Below are 18331 nucleotides of genomic sequence, written 5' to 3' on the forward strand. Positions count from 1 at the left end.
TTTCATTCTCATAAATAGATTTCGAAGATGTTATAAATTTCTTCAACATTAAATGGTTTTGATATGCAATGATCAATTCCTAGATTCATAAGTATCTCTCTATTTTCCATAATGGTATATGAAGACATTCCGATTATAGGAATATTTTTTCCTTTTACTCTTGATATTCTCATTTCCTTAATTTTTTCAAAATCTTCTAATTTATTTAATTTCATATCTAGCAATATTAAGTCTACATAGTTACAATTTAGGATTTTCAAGGCCTCGCTTATATTATGCGCATGGATATATTTGCAGCCTTTTCTCTCCACTATACTCTCCATAACTTCTTTGTCAATTGAATTAGTTTCAATGCAAAGTATGACTCTATTCATCCATAAATTATTTATATTATCATCTTCGCTAATTTTATTATCGTTCATTACCTCTATATTCTTTTCATAATAATCACTTTTTTTAAAACTACATGTAAACGTAAATGTAGAACCTTCTCCTAGTGTGCTTTCAAAGCTTATATTTCCATTCATCATCATAGCAAGCTGCTTAGATATAGATAATCCTAGACCAGTTCCTGTATATTTTTTATTTACAGATATATCACCTTGACTAAATATGCCAAAAATTTTACTCTTAAATCTTTCGTCTATTCCTATCCCTGTATCTGCTATTGTAAATTTAATTTTTACATAGTCATTATCTGACGATACTTTTGTTACCCTAAAGGATATATATCCTTTTTCAGTAAATTTTACTGCATTACTAATTAAATTATCTAATATTTGTTTTAACTTTAGTTCATCTCCAATTGCTATAAATTCTGCATTTGGGTCAAAATAATATCTTATCTCTAATCCTTTAGAATTTCCTGATTCCAAGAGATTTGTATAAATATCATCTGTTATCTTTTTCAAAGCAAATTTACCATCATTTAATTTATGTATACCGGCCTCTATTTTTGAAATATCTAAAATATTATTTATAATTGTTAATAGTTTATTTCCAGAGTTTTTTAGCAGTGTTATATACTTACTTTGCTCCTCACTCATAGGTGTTTTTTCAAGAAGCTGAATTGTTCCAAAAATGCCATTCATCGGAGTCCGTATTTCATGGCTCATATTGTCTAAGAATAACGACTTTATTTTATTAGCAATTTCAGCTTCTTCCTTTAATACTTCCAATTGCCTATATTTTTCAACAATGATCTTTTCTTTTTCAGCTAGATCTGTAATATCATGATAACAAGCTAAAGCCATAATTAAATTTCCACTTGTGTCATATATAGGAGTAGAATTTACTCTAATAGTTAGTTCTTTATCTGAACGCTTAATTATGATTGTTTTATTTTTTATTTTTTCGCCTCGTAATGCGCATTTTAAAGACAAATTCTCCACATGGATTTCATTCCCTGATGTATCAAAAGCTTGCTTAGTTATGTTAAAATCTTCTGCATTCTTTACAGCACAATAATCAGAAAGAAGACTTCTTCCTTCTGCATTCATCAAAATTATTTTACCTTCCTTATCTGCAATATAAATTGCATCAGAAATATTTTCAATGACAGCTTCTAATTGCTTTTTTTGCATCTTTATAATTGTATTACTATTAACCTGTTCAGTAACATTTCGAGTGCACAATAGCGCCTTTACTATATCTCCATCTTCATCATATAGAGGACTGCCACTTACATTAAAGTGATATTCTAATCCCTTTCTCTTAAGCGTCATTCTATATTCATTAATCTTTTCACCTTTTAGTACTCGATAGCTAGGCAAATTTTCTGGTTTGATTATATTATCATTGGAATCGTAGAATTTCACTTTTAACAAATTTTCACTGATTTTGTTTGCTAATTCAATATTATAAAAAAAGTCTTTTGCACTGGAATTTAGAATATTAATATTACCTTCTTTGTCAATTGTAAACAATCCCTCGGACATATTTCTAATTATAGCTTCTAATTTATTCTTTTGCTCTTCTATAATTTTTGCTTGTACCTTTTCCGTTATATCGTCAATTATTAAAACATATCTTTCAAAATTTCCTTTTCTATCAAATATAGGCTTGCCACTAATAACAACATGTTTCTCTAAATTTCTAGTTCCTATTATTACTCTATAATTATTTATTTCCTTTCCTTTTTCTATATAACTAAACTTACTCTCTTCAAATTCAATTTTATTTTTATTTACATCAAAAATTATTATTTCATCTTTTATATCATTTATATTGCTTATTTTATTTGCTTGAAATAATTCCAAAATAACTTTGCTTATTTTAATTAACCTTCCACTTTTATCAAAGATGCTTATCTGCTCATCTGCTAAATCCATTATTGCCTCGATTTTTTTATCCCTTCTCTCAATTTCAGCAGCTTGAGCTTTAATAACCATTTTATTTCTTATTCTATCTGTTACATCAATACGATTCTCAATATAATATTTTACTTTCCCATCTTCATATATTGGTACTATTGCTGAATCAAAATATGTTGCTCCCGTTCCATGTCTATCACTCATAAAATCTTTTACATAGCCCGTCTTACCTGTTTTTATAACACTTATCCATTTTTCCCTTATTTTATCTTCCTTAAAATCTTTAGCTATTTCTTCTATTGATTTACCAATGCAATTCTCTTTCCTATTAAATGGTTCATCCATATAATAAATGTATTTTTCATTAGCTTTTAATAAAGTTAAATCTGGCGTGAATAAATTCCAATCCCATATCTATTATCCAAACATAACTGTTCTGCATATAAAAATTTATTTTCAATACGGGAATTCTCTTTTTCATAGAAGAAATATAATATATTCATTTTCTCGTGATCTATCTTCTTAGAAATAATCACTTTTCTTGGCTCAAGTGACTTAGTGAATATGTAGATATCTATTTCATCACTAACACTTCCAAATTCATCACAAAAATCAGATTTCAATATTTTACTCAGTTCTTTATATGATTTTCCTAATAGTTCCTCTTTGTAATACCCTGTTAAATCAACAAATTCTTCGCTTACTTTAATTACTATCTTATTTGAAATAGTAATAGATGCTTCTTGATTTCTTTTACTATTAAGTGGCATTGATTCTTCCTCCGTAAATATAAACTCTTATAACATGTATGGAATTTCCATAATGCATATAAAATATAAATTCTTCAAATAGAATACATTTAATTTATTATATCATCTATACCATTATTAATAAAATAATAAACAGAAGTCTTTGATATATTAATAACTTTAAAATCACAAAAAAGCCAGTAGAACAATTAATTATATAAATAGTTCTACTAGCTTTTCGTAATCTTATTAAATTTCTAAAGAGTTATTTTCACGACCTTAGTCTTATAGTTATTACTTAAGACCTTGTTCGTAATCTTGAATCATATGTTTTACCATATAACCGCCAACATATCCATTTTGTCTTGAAGAAAGGCTTCCTTTATCGATGTTTTCATAATCACTTAATCCAACTTCTGAAGCAACCTCAGTTTTTAATCTGTTTAATCCTGCCTTTGCTTCTGGTACTAATGTTCTATTTCTTCCACTGTTATTTGATGACATATACATCAACCTCCCTTAATTAATATAAATTTTGTTTGGCATTAATATATTAACCATTATGACAAATTATAATCTATTAAAATACTAGCAAAAATAGTACTGATAGCTTGTATTAAATATTTTTCCCTATTGAAGAATTATATTGATATTTATAACTTAGACTTATGCAATAATCCACCGAAATCATAAATATTTTGATTACGAAAAGCTATAAGAATATCGCTAAAATGCTAAATTGCAGGTTGCACCACTAATGCTTGCTCCCATTTTCATTGTGACAAGCATTAGTGTAACAATCTACAATATATATCCAATATATATAACAAAGTCCATAAATAAGGTTTTACTATTAACATATTGATATATATATGCTAACATAATATACGTTGTAGTATTAAATACTTTAATACAATATACTTTTGAGACACGACAATATTGGAGGCATAATAATGGAATTAAAACATAAAACAAATACCTATAAAACTTTATTTCATTGGCATAGTTTTAGATTAAGACTTGTTGTTGAAGGTATTGGGATAGGTATTACTGCTGGCCTATTGATTGAAAAACAATTAATTTCCAAATCTTTATTTAGACGAAATTCTTACTTATTTAAATATTTTGTTTTCTGCCTTATTAACTAAATACTTGAACCAATAAGTATATGCTTCTGGCCTTTCTATAATGTCCTTCTTAACTTCATTAATATCAACCCACTTAAAATCATCTACTTCATCTTTGTTTACAATTATTTCTCCATCATATTTCCCAATGAATACATGATCATATTCATTTTCAAAAAGATTATCTTCAAGTTTTACTTTATAAATAAAACTAAATACTTCTTCAAGTTCACATGTAAAACCCATTTCTTCCTTAAGCCTTCTATAAATCGCATCCTGTAAATTTTCACCGTATTTAGGGTGACTACAACATGTATTGGTCCAGAGGCCAGGCGAATGATATTTTTTTACATTTCTTTTCTGTAATAACAATTGATTTTTAGAATTAAATACTAATATAGAAAAAGCTCTATGTAATGTTCCTTTACGGTGAGCCTCCATTTTTTCAATTGAACCTATTTCGTTATCAAATTCATCTACAGCTATTATATATTCTGCCATTTAATTTCCCCTTCCATTTAAACTAATATAATCAAAATTTGCATCATTAAAATAATTGTATTCGATATATGAGTAAAAAAGCATCTTCCATTAACCAATATATGAATTTGCTATAATAAGCTAACACTATTGTCTTCATTTATTAATTTTTTATAGCCTTTTCCCCAGTCACACATTGCACTTAAAATAGGCTTCATGCTTTCTCCAATGCTTGTAAGTCCATATTCTACCCTTGGTGGTGATTCTGGATAAACTTCTCTATAAATTATCCCATCTCTTTCTAATTCTCTTAGCTGCATTGTCAATGTTTTCTGAGTAATATTAGTTAATAATCTTTGTAATTCATTGAATCTAATAGTTCCTCTCGACAAATGCCAAAGAATTGCTATTTTCCACTTCCCACTAAGTATATTTATAGTTAAATTCATAGGGCAATCCGACTCTAAATCAATTGATTTTGACATTAATTTATTCTCCTAACACATTTTTGTAACAATCTATCTTCTATTTAATTACCTTAATGGTATCATTTTTGATATCACATATCAAATTTGTGCGTACTTTTATGATAATTCTATTAATGCTATTATTTTATAAAACCAATAAGGAAGGAATATATTATATGAATGAAGTTTTGAAAACTATAAGAAATAGAAGAAGTGTAAGAACATATTTACCTACACAAATAAAACAAGAAGATTTGGATTTAATTATCCAATCTGGGATATATGCGCCTTCTGGTCATAATGATCAGCCATGGCATTTTACTGTTATTCAAAACAAAGAAATATTAAAACATATCAATGATAAATCAAAAGAGTTAATGGCTCAATCAGAAATCAGCTGGATTAAAAATATGGGGGCAAATCCCAAGGTTAATTTAATATACGATGCTCCAACCTTAATAATTGTATCTGGTAATAAAAATGCACTTTCCCCTAAAGTTGATTGCTCCGCAGCAATACAAAATATGCTTTTAGCAGCAGAAAGCTTAAACATTGGTTCTGTTTGGATTGGCCTCATAACGTTTTTCTTAAAATTAGAAGATGAAGCTAAAAAACTCGGTATTCCAGAAGGATATGAAGCCTATTATGGTGTTGCTTTAGGATATAAGTCATTAAACAAAGAATTAATTGCTCCTAAGAGAAAATTAAATGTAGTGAATTATATACGATAATGGTTAAATCATTCCATAAATATCTGTATTTATAGATATCCAAATTTAAAACTACATTTCTGTGATAACTTACCGAAATCATAAATATTTTGATTCCGAAAAGCTATGAAAATATATTTATGATTTCTAGTGAAGATATGAACTTAAAGTTTTAGCAAATTTGTAAATACATTCATCCAATAAGTTGAATTCTTAAATTTTATATCTAACTTAGACTTATGCAATACTTTACCGAAAGGAGAAACATTGTTATTTCACAGGACTATGAAAATGTTTCTTCTTTCTAATAATGCATATTCTATGCGTCAATTAATTTCTTAATCTCATTTAATAAAACAGGAAATTTAGTATATCCATCACGAGCGATAAAATGCTTTCCTGATTCAAGAATAATAAGATTTGCATCTAACTCTTCTGCTAGTTTTTGTGTTGCCTCTGTCGGAACAATATCATCATCTGTTGCAGTAACAACTATTCTCTTTGGAATTAAAGTTTTTATTTTAGCAACATCAAGTGGACTATCTACAAATTCTTGAATACCTTCTGTTTGTTCCTCCATGGGATTTTTATTTATGAAACCTGAGACAAGTATTGCACCTTTTATTTTTATATTTTTTTCTAGAATATAGCGCAGTACTGTAATACATCCAAGGCTGTGACCAATTAATATCGTATTTTCATCAATATCCATAATACATTTACGAAGATGTTTAAGCCAAGCTTCAAGATGTGGATCTCCCGAATCAGGCATATCCGGAACATTAACCTTAATAGAGCTATCTTTAAACTGTTCTTTCAACCATGGAAACCACTCCGATTTACTGGAAGATGTATAACCATGAATAACATATATATTAATGGCTTTCATTTTATAATTTCTCCTTGTAAAAAATATTTACACCTTATTTAATTAACTCATTCTTCTAATAGTTTCATCCATCGAAATATATTCTGCATATCTTCCATCCCATATAAATTCATTGTAGTATTTATATGTTTGTTCTGCTGACATGAATTTATTGTCAACAGTTGTATTTGCATAAGCAGGGACTATCATATTGAAGCCATGCTCAAATCCACATTTTATAGTGGCGTCAACACATAAATCTGTTTGAATTCCTACAATTATTATATCTTTTTCGTCTTTATCCATTAAATATTCTAATAAGCCTGTCCCTTTAAAAGCACTATTTACTTTTTTATCAAATATTTTTTCGTCATTAATTGGCTGAAATTTCTCATACACTTCAAATCCGTCAGTTCCTTTTGTTAACTCGCTCCCAGGTCCATCATCATGACGTATATATATTACTTCAATATCATTTTTCCTTGCTTCACTAATTATTTTTTCTACATTCGATACAAATGCATTAAAGTTATATAATTTTTCGTTTGTTATTAATTTTTGTGTATCAACTACTAATAAAACCATTTTTTTATTCTCCTTTTATAAATTACTACTTTCCTTTATTCCAATTATAAAAATCTTTTAGATCTTCTTTACGTTTCTGTGATAGCTCTGTTTTCTTAATACAATGAATTGCACCTTCCAGTGCCAGCAACCTATGGATACATGCAGAAGGATCAATTTCTTGTATCTTAAGCCATGCCTGCTCTGCTCCAATTGCTTTTAATTCATCATAAGTAAATATCCCTACTTGATTCAATTGCCTTTCCACTTCTTTGCCGATATTAGGTAGCTTTGATAATTCTCCCATGATAAAACTTCCTCTCAAATCTGATTAATAAAAATCAAATACATTTTAAAGAAACCTAGATAATTTTTTCTATTTTTAAGTATATCAAAAAGCTTAACATATTTCATCTGATTTTATAACTGGCCTCGCATATTTTTTGAATCTGCTTTTTTAAACCATATGAGAAAAATTTTGAAGTCAAATATATTTTCTCTTGAGATATAACTATCTAGTTCCTTCTTTTTCGTAATTTATCCTCGCTACAATATCAATTGATTTCACTTCAATATAGACTCCTTGAGAATAAAAAGAAATATTGTACGGCTACTTAAAATAGTTGTACAATATTTCTGAATTCCTTTAAATAAATTTAAAACTTTAATTACTAATATTACAGCACTTGCATTCTAATATTTTTTTCAAGGCAGTTCCACTGCTCTGATGACATCGTATTAATTCAGCTTCATTTGTATCATTATTAGATAACACGCATTGTATCATTTTATGTGATACCGTATTTGTAAACAATACAAGCAGATCAGGCTTTCCAATTTGCTTTTTTAAATTACCTTGCATTTGAGTAAAAACCTTTGCTTTACAATTATAATTCTTACATATTTTTTTGTATTCGCAAACCATTCGATCATGACCACCAATTATAACAATACTCATTTCTATCTCCACCTCTCCTATCTAACTATATAATAATATTTTTAAGTCAATTTACTTTTCGGCAACTCGCCAATATGATTTCCTTTAACTATTATGTTTTATCTATAAATGTTAAAAATTTTTAATTTCATCTTTTTTATTATTACCTGATATTCTATTCCGAGTTAGTCTTAACTAACTCAATATTATATTTATATAGTGCCCCTATTTCACAATAACATGCATGATAAAATCATCACAAAAATTCAAAACAATTACACTATTGGATAATAAAACAGTATGAGTTAGTCTTAACTAACTAATATTAGTTTAATATATTCTAGTAAGATTGTCCAGTGCATTAATTACTTTTCTCATATGCATCACAGATAAAAAGTATCCTGTGATGCATATGATATCTTAAGTCCGATGCCTTTTCTAAAAGCACCTTTATATTTTATATTCCCATCACAATGCTTTTCATATATGCTATTTCCCTCTAAATTTGATGTTAAATATACATTATGATATACTTACTTCATTAAAATTTAAATTTCATTACATAGATTTTATTGAAAGAAGGTCTTTATATGGCTATAAATGAATCAGTCGAAAACTATTTAGAAACAATTTTAATATTAAGCCAAAAATCACACTCTGTCCGCTCTATTGATGTTGCTACCGAGCTTAATTTTAAAAAATCTAGTGTAAGCGTTGCTATGAAAAATCTTCGTGAAAAAGAATATATAGCTATAACAGATGAGGGAAATATAGTTCTCACTGACGCAGGTAAAGAAATAGCAAATATGGTCTATGAAAAGCATACTTTTCTTTCTAACTGGTTAAAATCTATTGGTGTGGATGAGAAAATTGCTGTTGAAGATGCCTGTAGAATTGAACATGTTATAAGCAATGAGAGTTTTGAGGCTATGAAGAAATATGTAAATAAAAATACTTAAACAATAGATAATCAAAAAGTGGAGAGCCCTTGCTCCCCACTTTAATAAATTTAAATTGATTTAACTAAAGCTCCACAAACTTTGTTGCAACATTTTTGCAAAATTCACTGTCATGCTCTACGAAAAGTAGTGTTGGCGAATATTCAAGCAACAACTCTTCTATCTGCATACGAGAGATAACATCAATGAAATTAAGGGGTTCATCCCAAATATGCAAGTGAGCTTTTTCACAAAGACTTTTTGCAATCAGTACTTTTTTCTTTTGTCCACCACTAAAGGATGATATATCCTTCTCAAATTGCTCTCTTGAAAAATCGAGTTTTCTCAAAATTGCTTTAAAAAGACTTTCATCAATGCTGTTTTCAAGAGCATAGTTAGTCAAATTCCCCTTAAGATAAGAGGTATCCTGTGACACATATGATATTTTTAGTCCACTGCCTTTTCTAAAAGTTCCTGTATATTTTATATTCTCATCACAAATAAGCTTGATAATACTTGATTTTCCACTTCCATTTTTACCTTTAAGTGAAATTCGTTCACCTTGTTCAATGCTTAAATTGATATCTTTACAAACCATTGTATCTCCATAAAATATCGATATATTTTCGAGTTCCAAAAGCTTATTTTTATGATAGGCAAGCTGAGAGATTTTCAAGCTGTCCGAACTTTCAATATTTTTTAAAAGCTTAGATTTTTCTTCAATTGAAGTCTCCCGTCTATTTTCAATTGATTTAGAACGCTTCATCATTTTAGCAGCTTTATGACCAACATAGCCTTTATCAAGCTTAGAGCCAGAGTTAGTTGTTCCTTTTTTTGATTTTTCCACTTCACTTGACCAACTACTAGTTCGCTTAGCAGATTCTGATAAACGATTAATGTCTCTCCTAAGTTTTTCGTTTTCTGCTAGCTCATATCCATCCTGTCTCTTTTTATTTTCCCACCAACTTGAGAAATCACCTTTCTGTATTTCTATATTGGTCTTATTTATTGAGAGAACATGATCAATACAATTGTCTAAAAAGGCCCTATCATGTGAAATCAAAATAAATCCTTTCTTTTTTCTTAAATAATTACTAAGTTTTTTTCTAGCCTCAGCATCCAAATGATTTGTAGGTTCATCAATAAGCAAAAACGAATTTTCCTTCAAAAACATAGCTGCTAACAATGCCTTGGTCTGCTCTCCTTTTGATAGAGTGTAAAATTGTCTATATAGAACATTGTCGTCTATATCTAGCATTGATAATTCTTTCATTATTTCCCAATCCATTGAATTTGGACTAATTTCCTTTATAACATCTATTGTAAAATTTTCTTCTTCTTCTACCTCATACGGAAAGTATTCAAAATTTACGTTGGTCGAAATATTTCCAGTATATTCGTATTTTCCAAGTAAAAGATTCAAAAAAGTAGTCTTTCCTCTTCCATTCCTTCCCGTAAATCCCAATTTCCAATCAGTATCAATCTGGAAACTAACATTTTCAAAAATAGTATCGTAATTACCATCATAAGAGAAGGTAAGGTTTGTAACATTTATTAAAGACATGCATTTGTCCTCCTTTGAAATTAGTTTATTATTGGTCTAAAATAACAAAGTCGGAAAATTAGGCGACTGCTTCTACTTCATATAAATATAAACGTCGCTTGAAGTATCCGGCTTTATATGAAGATTGTCATGTGTTAGGTTTATATCTTTATTTTCCATGATACTTTTCACCTCCTTGCATCGTAGTTTAGAAAAAAATAAGAGCTGCAAGAAATTATTATCCTTACAGCTCATAAATACACATAGTTTAGCTAATTTATATAGCATAACATAAAATATATATTAAGAGAAAATAGAATAACTTTCTTGCATAGGTACAACAAAATAAACAGAGTCCACTCATTCACTCCTCTATTATATTGCACTTTAAAAATTAGCAAGAAAATTTAATCATCATTTCACCTCAAATTTCAAATTTAATGATATTGTACCACCATAAATAAAAAAAATCAACATAAGATATTCCTACGTTGATTTTTTATAAGTTCAAGAATTTCTCAAAATATAAAATAGATTCTTCGCTCTATTATTGGTTTGGTATTAACTAATTTTTTGGAAAGCAGCTTTTAGGGATTAACCGCTCAAGAACCCTCACATTATAAAAACCTCTATAGCAAAAATTTATTTACTATTAAATCTAAAATGTAGCAATTATCTTATCATTTTTCTCACCTGTTTTTTATATATTTTAAAATTTTCACACTATAGAACAAAATCCGCTTCTCAGACTATATGTTTCTGTAGCTTCCAAAAGTTATCCACCGATTTGATTATAATTCCTAAAGAATTAAAAAAGAGTTATAAGAAAATCTTATAACTCCTAAAATAATCAAAACTATCTTCTATTATTTTGTTGCTTTCTAGCTCTTCTACAATCAGGACATCTTACTGGTTCGTTGTCAAATCCTTTTTCTTTGTAGAATTCTTGTTCTCCAGTTGTGAAAACAAATTCATTTCCACAATCTTTACATACTAAAGTTTTATCTTGCATATTCAATTCCTCCTTCTAAAATTAAAGATTAATATCGATTCATATAATTCTCTAAAAGGAGAAATCCATACTATCTATAAAAAACCTTTTTTCTTTTTCTTACAAAATTTATTATAACAGCTTTTATTTTAAATTGCAACCTTTTATTTCATTAATTGCTTAATTTTTTATATCTGTAATTTATGAATGGTTAAATTATAAAAAAAGATTGTAAGATAACTCTTAATATAAACATCAAAACTAGCACTTTAAACATTCATAAATCTACTGTAGTATACACTACATTTCACTTAAAGTATAGTGTTTTTATATGAAAACAGTGCGAAAGATTAAATTTATTTATCATTGTCTAAATTCTTTCAATTTGCCTTTTTATTTTTTGAAAGAAGTGTTTCCTATTTTTTATAAGCTATACAAAAGTTCCAGACTCTCAATATCAACTATTTTTTCTTCACCACTAATCATATTTTTTATTTTAACTTGTTTGCTTATTACTTCATCTTCACCTATTAATATCACTTTCTGTATCCCCAATTTATTTGCATAGTTAAGTTTTTTCTTTAATTTATCATCTTCAAGATATATTTCTACATATTTTTCTTTATCAATTAATTTTTTATATATCTCAGTGCAATATTCAAGCGTATCACCAATCGGTATTATTAAATATTCCATTGATTTTTCTACCTTGTAGCTATTAAGAAATCCTATTTCTTTTAATACAAAAAATAATCTCGTAAGACCGATGGATATCCCTACTCCAGGTAATACTTTATCTGTGTAATTTTGTGCTAAGTTATCATATCTTCCACCTGAACATATAGAGCCATATTTTTCATTCTCCATTAAAAATGTTTCAAATACTGTCCCTGTATAATAATCAAGTCCTCTTATTATTTTTAAGTTAATTGCATATTCATTATCTTCTACGCCAAAAAGCTCAAGCATTTTTTTAACTGCTTCAAGTTCTTCTAGACCTTTTGTAAACTCATCTGAATTGAAATTTAATTTCTTTAGTTGACCCAATACAGATTCGTTGCTTCCACTTATATTTATAATTTTATTAATAACATCTGCCTTTCCCACTCCAATTAATTCATCTAATGATTTCTTAAACTCCTCCTCTCCTATTTTGTCGTATTTATCAATTAATATTAGGGCTTCAGTTACATTACCAATCTCTAAACTTTTTAAAATAGCTGATAATATCTTTCTATTGCTTATTTGAAATTTATATTTTTTTAAACCGATAGCCTTAAATCCTTTAGAAACCATACTTATTACAAATGCATCATTATTAATACTAAGCTTGTTATTACCTATAATATCAATATCACACTGATAAAATTCTCTGTATCTTCCTCTCTGGTTTCTTTCACCTCTATATACCTTTCCAATTTGATATCTTTTAAATGGGAATGTTAATTCATTAAAATACTGTGATGAATATCTTGCAAACGGCACTGTCAAATCAAATCTCAAAGATAAATCATTACTTCCCTTATTGAATCTATAAACTTGTTTTTCTGTCTCTCCTGCACTTTTAGCTAATAATACCTCAGACTTTTCAATGACTGGAGTATCAATTTCCATAAATCCATTTTCTTCATATACTTTAGTTATTTTTCTTACTATGTCTTTAAATATTTGTTGCTCCTTAGGCAATAGCTCCATAAATCCTGGTAATATACTTGGTTGTATCTTATTGTTCTTCATAATCTTAATCTCCTTTTAAATATTAATTTTTATATTTGACAAATAAATTGTTTTATATTTTGCTTTAAATGACAAAAAACCATGCAGGCATATATCCCACATGGCTTAACAAATTATTACTGACATTTAATTTATCATCACCAGCAGATACAAGCCTACGAATTATAGACTTGTATCTGCCGCTTTAACAGACCAAGTCTTACTGGTGATGATGTATGAAATTTATTTTTTTCATATTAAATGCTTTCATAATACTTTCTCCTAAATTTTAATTTCTATCATTATACAATATGCTAATCTTATTTTCAATAGTAATTTGACCATTTCCAGCTGATTTTTAATACTATAATAATCATTCAAAGTGATAAACTTCCTGTAATAAACTAAAGAAATCAAGACAAAATATATTTGTTAGCTAAATTAAGTCTATCTAAATTTTACTAGTTTATAAAAATTGAAAGGGGAACATAAATTATGGTTAGAAATGCATACGACGTTAAAGGTCTAAAGATATTAAATTCAGATGATTCAGTACAAAATTCTGTTAGTAGTGTTTACTCTGGCAGTGCTAAAAAGTCTGCTTCTAAAAAAGGCAATATGACAAGTTCTTCAGATTCATCAAATAGCTTAAAGTAAAACTAATTGTATTAAAGTGCAAGCATATAATAATTCAAATAAAATTCCAATCCATAAAAATGACCCATATAAGCTTCATTAAGATAATATATAGATTATCAAATGAAGTTTATATGGGTTATATACAATGTGAGTTTAATGTGCTTACCAGTAAGCTTTTGGTCATATAATAAAACAACTTATAAGATCTCACTTTAAAATTTAGAATAATTGGCAACAATCAGATAATATTTACTTCATGTAGAATTTTAAAATAAGTTATACTTATGTACATGCTGGAAAAAGCAGTTTAACATGTCATCTCATACTGACACACTAAACTGCTGTTATAAAGTAAAAACCTATGTAGTTTATTTTTTAATTAAACTGTCTTCTGTTTTTTATCAAAAGAATCCTAATCTATAATTGTATACATAAGCTTTTTAAGCTCACCTTTATCTCTGCCATTCCTTTGGGCATAATCATCAAACTGATCCTGAGCTATTTTATTAATGTCAAAGTATTTAGCATCTTTATTTCCAAAGTAAAGACCACAGGTACTTGCAGTTGGTGACATCATATAGCTTTCAGTAAGTTTTACATTAAGTTCTCCTTCTTTATCAAGTAAGTTAAATAATTTAACTTTTTCTGAGTGATCTCTAAGGGAAGGATAGCCAATTGCAGGTCTTATTCCTCTATATTTACCTTTAAATATTTCTTCGATGGATAAATTTTCATCTGACGAATATGCCCAATATTCTTTTCTCACTTTTTCATGAACATATTCTGCAAAGGCTTCTGCAAGTCTATCTGCAAGTAAAATAACCATTGTTGCACCATAATCATCACCAGAGGCTTTGAGCTTATCTGCGTATTCTTTTGCGCCTATTCCACCTGTTGTTATGAAAGCACCTATATAATCCTTTATTCCAGTATCTTTAGGAGCTATGAAATCAGATAAGCACATATATGTGTTATCTTTTTTCACTTCTTGCTGCCTTAAAAGATTAAAGTTAATCATTTCAGAATCATTATAGACTTCAATATTATCGCCTATAGAATTAGCTTCGAAGAGACCAAAGGCTGCATTTGCTTTTAAAATATTTTCACGCTCCATTTTATCAAGCATTTTTTCAGCATCAGCTAATAATTTCTTAGCCTCTTCACCGTATTTTGCATCTTCAAGGATCTGTGGATATGTCATTCCCATATCCCAAGCAATGAAGAAAAAGCTCCAATCTATATATTTTCTTAATTTCCCTATAGGAAAATTAATAAATTTCTTTATACCTAACATTTTAGGCTTCTCGATTTCCTCTTTATCCCATTCTTTCTTGAAATTATTTTCCCTTGCATAATCTAAAGTGACAAATTTTCTAGGTACTTTGTTAAATGTTTCTCTTAAAGTTTCATATTCTGATTCTATTTTATTAAGATATTCAGCTTTTTTATCCTTATTTAAAAGAAGTTTAGCAGCTTCAACAGCTTTTGACGCATCAGTTGTATGAATTACTCCACCAGAATACTTAGGTGCAATTTTAATTGCTGTATGAGCCTTTGATGTTGTAGCTCCACCTACCATTAGAGGAATTTTAAATCCTTGCTTTTCCATCTCTTCTGCCACATTTGACATTTCTTCTAAGGATGGTGTTATAAGACCGCTTAAAGCGATAATATCTGCATTTTCTTTCTTAGCTGTTTCTAAAATAACTTCAGTAGGAACCATTACTCCAAGATCAATAACTTCAAAGTTATTACAAGAAAGCACTACTGACACAATATTTTTACCTATATCGTGAACATCACCTTTTACAGTTGCAAAAACTACTTTTCCAGCACTAATGCTTCCGCTGCTGCTTTTTTCCTCTTCTAAATATGGTCTTAAAACTTCTACGGCCTTTTTCATAACTCTAGCGCTTTTTACAACCTGAGGTAAGAACATCTTACCATCACCAAAAAGTTTCCCCACTTCATTCATTCCATCCATAAGAGGTCCTTCTATTACTTCTAATGACTTTCTATATTCTGTTCTTACCTCTTCCACGTCTTCTTTAATATATTTGTCTATACCTTTTACGAGAGCAGTTTTTAACCTCTCTTTGACATTTTCATTTCTCCAGGCTTCCTTGTTTTCTTCTAACTTATTGTCTACCTTATTAAAACTGGCTGCAAATTCTAAAAGCTCATCTGCTGCATTTTCGCTTTTATTAAAAATAACCGCTTCTACTTTTTCAAGTAAGCCTTTATCAATTTCATCATAAATTTGTATCATTCCAGGGTTTACGATCCCCATATCCATTCCATTTTTTATTGCATGATATAAAAATACTGAGTGCATAGCTTCTCTTATTACATTATTACCTCTAAATGCAAATGAAAGATTACTTACACCACCACTTACTTTTGCATAAGGTAAATTCTCTTTTATCCATTTAGTTGCATTAATAAAATCTACTGCATAATTATTATGCTCTTCTATTCCTGTAGCAATTGTTAAGATATTAGGGTCAAATACTATATTTTGTGGAAGGAAATTAACTTCATTTACTAAAATATCATAAGCTCTTTTACAAATACTTATCTTCTTTTCATAAGAATCTGCCTGCCCATTTTCATCAAAAGCCATAACTACAACAGCTGCTCCAAAATCTCTTATAATGGACGCCTGTCTCTTAAATTCTTCTTCTCCTACCTTAAGACTTATGGAATTTACAATTGGTTTTCCTTGAATGGCTTTAAGTCCAGTTACAAGAACATCAAACTTAGAAGAATCAATCATTACTGGAACCTTTGAAATTTCAGGTTCACTTGCTAAAAGCTTTAAGAATTTATCCATCTCTTCTTTTGCATCTAAGAGAGCATCGTCAAAGTTAATATCAACTATTTGTGCTCCATTTTCAACTTGATCTTTAGCTATAGATAAAGCTTCTTCATAATTCTTTTCTCTAATTAATCTTGCAAATTTTGCTGAACCTGCTACGTTTGTTCTTTCACCAATATTAATAAAGTTATTTTCCTTATTTGCTCTAAGAGCTTCTAAACCACAATAAACTGTTTCAGTTTCAATGTCTGGTATCTTTCTAGGTGAAATGTCTTTTATAGCTTCACTTACTGCTTTTATATGATCTGGTGTTGTACCACAACATCCACCTACAATATTAAGACATCCGTCCTCTGCTAAACTTTTTATTAAAGCTGCAGTTTCTTCTGGCTTTTCATCATATTCCCCAAAGGAATTTGGAAGTCCTGCATTAGGGTAAACACTTATGTATCTATTTTGAGTTCTTGAAAGATATTTTACAAATGGTATCAAATCTTTTGCTCCAAAGGAACAATTAAGACCTATTGCAATTATACTTTCATCTACCATAGTATTTGCAAAAGCTTCTAAAGTCTGACCTGAAAGAATTCTTCCACTTTTATCTGCAATAGTTCCAGAAATTATTACAGGTAAGTTCTTGCCTTTTTCTTGAAATCCTTGCTTTGCTCCCATAAGAGCAGCTCTTGCATTTAATGCATCAAAAATTGTTTCTATGAGAATTAAATCTACTCCTCCATCTATAAGCCCTAAAACTTGTTCTTTATAAGCCTCAACTAATTCATCAAAACTTATATTTCTATAACCTGGATTTTCAACATCAGGTGATAAAGATGCAGTTTTATTTGTAGGTCCAAGTGATCCTGCTACAAAACGCGGTTTATCTGGATTTTCTGCTGTAAATTTATCTGCAGCTTCTTTTGCAAGCTTTGCACCTTCAAAATTAAGTTCATATATTTTATCTTCCATTTCGTAGTCTTTTTGAGATATACTCGTACTATTAAATGTGTTAGTTTCAATTATATCTGCACCAGACTCCAAATAGGCTTCATGAATTTCTCTTATTATAGTAGGATTAGTGAGATTTAAAATATCATTATTTCCTTTTTGATTACAAGAGATGTTTAAATTCCCCCTATAATCTTTTTCCTCTAATTTATAATTTTGAATACAAGTCCCCATAGCCCCATCTAGTACTAGTATTCTTTTTTCTAATAACTCTTTAATTTGTAAATTCATCAAGTTTCCTCCCCAAATTGTTTTATATATAGTCTAATAGGTTTTTATTAGTATCAAAAAATTTATGTTATTTTCTTTTATCCTTAAGTAAGCCCTAAAATACACACTAATAAAAATAAACCTATATTTTCTTATATCAATTTTAAATGATTTGCCATAAAGAGTCCAATTATTTTGATATTTTATTAAAATATAATAAGTAATATCCACGGCAATCCTAAATCTCCTATCTCTAA

Annotated in this window: 16 protein-coding genes; 3 read left to right on the plus strand and 13 right to left on the minus strand. The window is 28.7% G+C overall.

Annotated elements, in window-relative coordinates; translation table 11 throughout:
* Window positions 1-8: 8 nt before the first annotated feature.
* From AXY43_RS03450 to AXY43_RS03475, 5 genes are all read right to left on the minus strand, one after another.
* Window positions 9-2657 carry a PAS domain-containing hybrid sensor histidine kinase/response regulator gene (locus AXY43_RS03450; protein WP_105410980.1) on the minus strand — a complete coding sequence of 883 codons (2649 nt, stop codon included), beginning with the start codon at window positions 2655-2657 and terminating at the stop codon, window positions 9-11.
* Window positions 2658-2692: 35 nt separating this feature from the next.
* A complete protein-coding gene (locus AXY43_RS03455) occupies window positions 2693-3082 on the minus strand; it encodes a hypothetical protein (RefSeq protein ID WP_105410981.1) in 390 nt (129 codons plus the stop codon).
* A 273-nt stretch (window positions 3083-3355) separates the two neighbouring features.
* A complete protein-coding gene (locus AXY43_RS03460) occupies window positions 3356-3565 on the minus strand; it encodes an alpha/beta-type small acid-soluble spore protein (RefSeq protein WP_012059270.1) in 210 nt (69 codons plus the stop codon).
* Between the two features lie 608 nt (window positions 3566-4173).
* Window positions 4174-4689, minus strand: coding sequence for an isopentenyl-diphosphate Delta-isomerase (gene idi, locus AXY43_RS03470; protein ID WP_023977045.1), 516 nt, complete (start codon window positions 4687-4689; stop codon window positions 4174-4176).
* Window positions 4690-4799: 110 nt separating this feature from the next.
* Window positions 4800-5153 carry a winged helix-turn-helix transcriptional regulator gene (locus tag AXY43_RS03475; protein WP_077842640.1) on the minus strand — a complete coding sequence of 118 codons (354 nt, stop codon included), beginning with the start codon at window positions 5151-5153 and terminating at the stop codon, window positions 4800-4802.
* A 158-nt stretch (window positions 5154-5311) separates the two neighbouring features.
* Here AXY43_RS03475 and AXY43_RS03480 point away from each other — a divergent pair, with 158 nt between their 5' ends.
* Entirely contained in the window at window positions 5312-5866 is a 555-nt protein-coding gene (locus AXY43_RS03480) for a nitroreductase family protein (protein WP_105410982.1), read from the plus strand.
* A 298-nt stretch (window positions 5867-6164) separates the two neighbouring features.
* On the opposite strand, the gene AXY43_RS03485 is transcribed toward AXY43_RS03480, so the two are convergent.
* The 4 genes from AXY43_RS03485 to AXY43_RS03500 all read right to left on the minus strand — a co-directional run bounded on the left by AXY43_RS03485 (window position 6165) and on the right by AXY43_RS03500 (window position 8235).
* Window positions 6165-6734, minus strand: coding sequence for an RBBP9/YdeN family alpha/beta hydrolase (locus AXY43_RS03485; RefSeq protein WP_105410983.1), 570 nt, complete (start codon window positions 6732-6734; stop codon window positions 6165-6167).
* Window positions 6735-6776: 42 nt separating this feature from the next.
* Window positions 6777-7298 (minus strand): cysteine hydrolase family protein, encoded by a 522-nt coding sequence (locus AXY43_RS03490; RefSeq protein WP_105410984.1) that lies wholly within the window; start codon window positions 7296-7298, stop codon window positions 6777-6779.
* 25 nt (window positions 7299-7323) lie between these two features.
* On the minus strand, window positions 7324-7584 hold the full coding sequence (locus tag AXY43_RS03495) for a TfoX/Sxy family protein (protein ID WP_041897537.1): 261 nt from the start codon (window positions 7582-7584) through the stop codon (window positions 7324-7326).
* Window positions 7585-7941: 357 nt separating this feature from the next.
* On the minus strand, window positions 7942-8235 hold the full coding sequence (locus AXY43_RS03500; protein ID WP_087701718.1) for a DUF2325 domain-containing protein: 294 nt from the start codon (window positions 8233-8235) through the stop codon (window positions 7942-7944).
* Window positions 8236-8804: 569 nt separating this feature from the next.
* Between AXY43_RS03500 and AXY43_RS03505 the strand changes: the two genes are divergently transcribed.
* On the plus strand, window positions 8805-9173 hold the full coding sequence (locus AXY43_RS03505; RefSeq protein WP_023974960.1) for a metal-dependent transcriptional regulator: 369 nt from the start codon (window positions 8805-8807) through the stop codon (window positions 9171-9173).
* A gap of 64 nt (window positions 9174-9237) precedes the next feature.
* Here AXY43_RS03505 and AXY43_RS03510 read toward each other — a convergent pair whose 3' ends face one another.
* The 3 genes from AXY43_RS03510 to hisS form a co-directional block, all read right to left on the minus strand.
* Window positions 9238-10716 carry an Lsa family ABC-F type ribosomal protection protein gene (locus AXY43_RS03510; protein WP_023974961.1) on the minus strand — a complete coding sequence of 493 codons (1479 nt, stop codon included), beginning with the start codon at window positions 10714-10716 and terminating at the stop codon, window positions 9238-9240.
* Window positions 10717-11551: 835 nt separating this feature from the next.
* Window positions 11552-11707 (minus strand): zinc-ribbon domain-containing protein, encoded by a 156-nt coding sequence (locus tag AXY43_RS03515; RefSeq protein ID WP_008425645.1) that lies wholly within the window; start codon window positions 11705-11707, stop codon window positions 11552-11554.
* A 402-nt stretch (window positions 11708-12109) separates the two neighbouring features.
* The gene (gene hisS / locus AXY43_RS03520) at window positions 12110-13423 is read right to left on the minus strand and encodes a histidine--tRNA ligase (protein WP_023974962.1); all 1314 of its coding nucleotides are present in this window, start codon (window positions 13421-13423) and stop codon (window positions 12110-12112) included.
* 474 nt (window positions 13424-13897) lie between these two features.
* On the opposite strand from hisS, the gene AXY43_RS27505 reads away from it, so the two are divergent.
* Window positions 13898-14059 carry a hypothetical protein gene (locus AXY43_RS27505; RefSeq protein ID WP_017213138.1) on the plus strand — a complete coding sequence of 54 codons (162 nt, stop codon included), beginning with the start codon at window positions 13898-13900 and terminating at the stop codon, window positions 14057-14059.
* Window positions 14060-14453: 394 nt separating this feature from the next.
* Here the strand turns inward: AXY43_RS27505 and metH are convergent, their stop codons facing one another.
* Window positions 14454-18095, minus strand: coding sequence for a methionine synthase (gene metH, locus AXY43_RS03525; protein WP_105410985.1), 3642 nt, complete (start codon window positions 18093-18095; stop codon window positions 14454-14456).
* Between the last annotated feature and the right edge of the window lie 236 nt (window positions 18096-18331).

Source organism: Clostridium sp. MF28 (genome assembly GCF_002969175.1).
Taxonomy (GTDB): Bacteria; Bacillota; Clostridia; order Clostridiales; family Clostridiaceae; genus Clostridium; species Clostridium beijerinckii.

Coding starts and splice junctions, on each gene's coding strand:
- AXY43_RS03480 (WP_105410982.1), top strand. CDS start 5,312: ATGAATGAAGTTTTGAAAACTATAAGAAATAGAAGAAGTGTAAGAACA.
- hisS (WP_023974962.1), bottom strand. CDS start 13,423: ATGAAGAACAATAAGATACAACCAAGTATATTACCAGGATTTATGGAG.
- AXY43_RS03515 (WP_008425645.1), bottom strand. CDS start 11,707: ATGCAAGATAAAACTTTAGTATGTAAAGATTGTGGAAATGAATTTGTT.
- AXY43_RS03505 (WP_023974960.1), top strand. CDS start 8,805: ATGGCTATAAATGAATCAGTCGAAAACTATTTAGAAACAATTTTAATA.
- AXY43_RS03460 (WP_012059270.1), bottom strand. CDS start 3,565: ATGTCATCAAATAACAGTGGAAGAAATAGAACATTAGTACCAGAAGCA.
- AXY43_RS03475 (WP_077842640.1), bottom strand. CDS start 5,153: ATGTCAAAATCAATTGATTTAGAGTCGGATTGCCCTATGAATTTAACT.
- idi (WP_023977045.1), bottom strand. CDS start 4,689: ATGGCAGAATATATAATAGCTGTAGATGAATTTGATAACGAAATAGGT.
- AXY43_RS03495 (WP_041897537.1), bottom strand. CDS start 7,584: ATGGGAGAATTATCAAAGCTACCTAATATCGGCAAAGAAGTGGAAAGG.
- AXY43_RS03490 (WP_105410984.1), bottom strand. CDS start 7,298: ATGGTTTTATTAGTAGTTGATACACAAAAATTAATAACAAACGAAAAA.
- AXY43_RS03455 (WP_105410981.1), bottom strand. CDS start 3,082: ATGCCACTTAATAGTAAAAGAAATCAAGAAGCATCTATTACTATTTCA.
- AXY43_RS27505 (WP_017213138.1), top strand. CDS start 13,898: ATGGTTAGAAATGCATACGACGTTAAAGGTCTAAAGATATTAAATTCA.
- AXY43_RS03500 (WP_087701718.1), bottom strand. CDS start 8,235: ATGAGTATTGTTATAATTGGTGGTCATGATCGAATGGTTTGCGAATAC.
- AXY43_RS03510 (WP_023974961.1), bottom strand. CDS start 10,716: ATGTCTTTAATAAATGTTACAAACCTTACCTTCTCTTATGATGGTAAT.
- metH (WP_105410985.1), bottom strand. CDS start 18,095: ATGAATTTACAAATTAAAGAGTTATTAGAAAAAAGAATACTAGTACTA.
- AXY43_RS03485 (WP_105410983.1), bottom strand. CDS start 6,734: ATGAAAGCCATTAATATATATGTTATTCATGGTTATACATCTTCCAGT.
- AXY43_RS03450 (WP_105410980.1), bottom strand. CDS start 2,657: ATGGATGAACCATTTAATAGGAAAGAGAATTGCATTGGTAAATCAATA.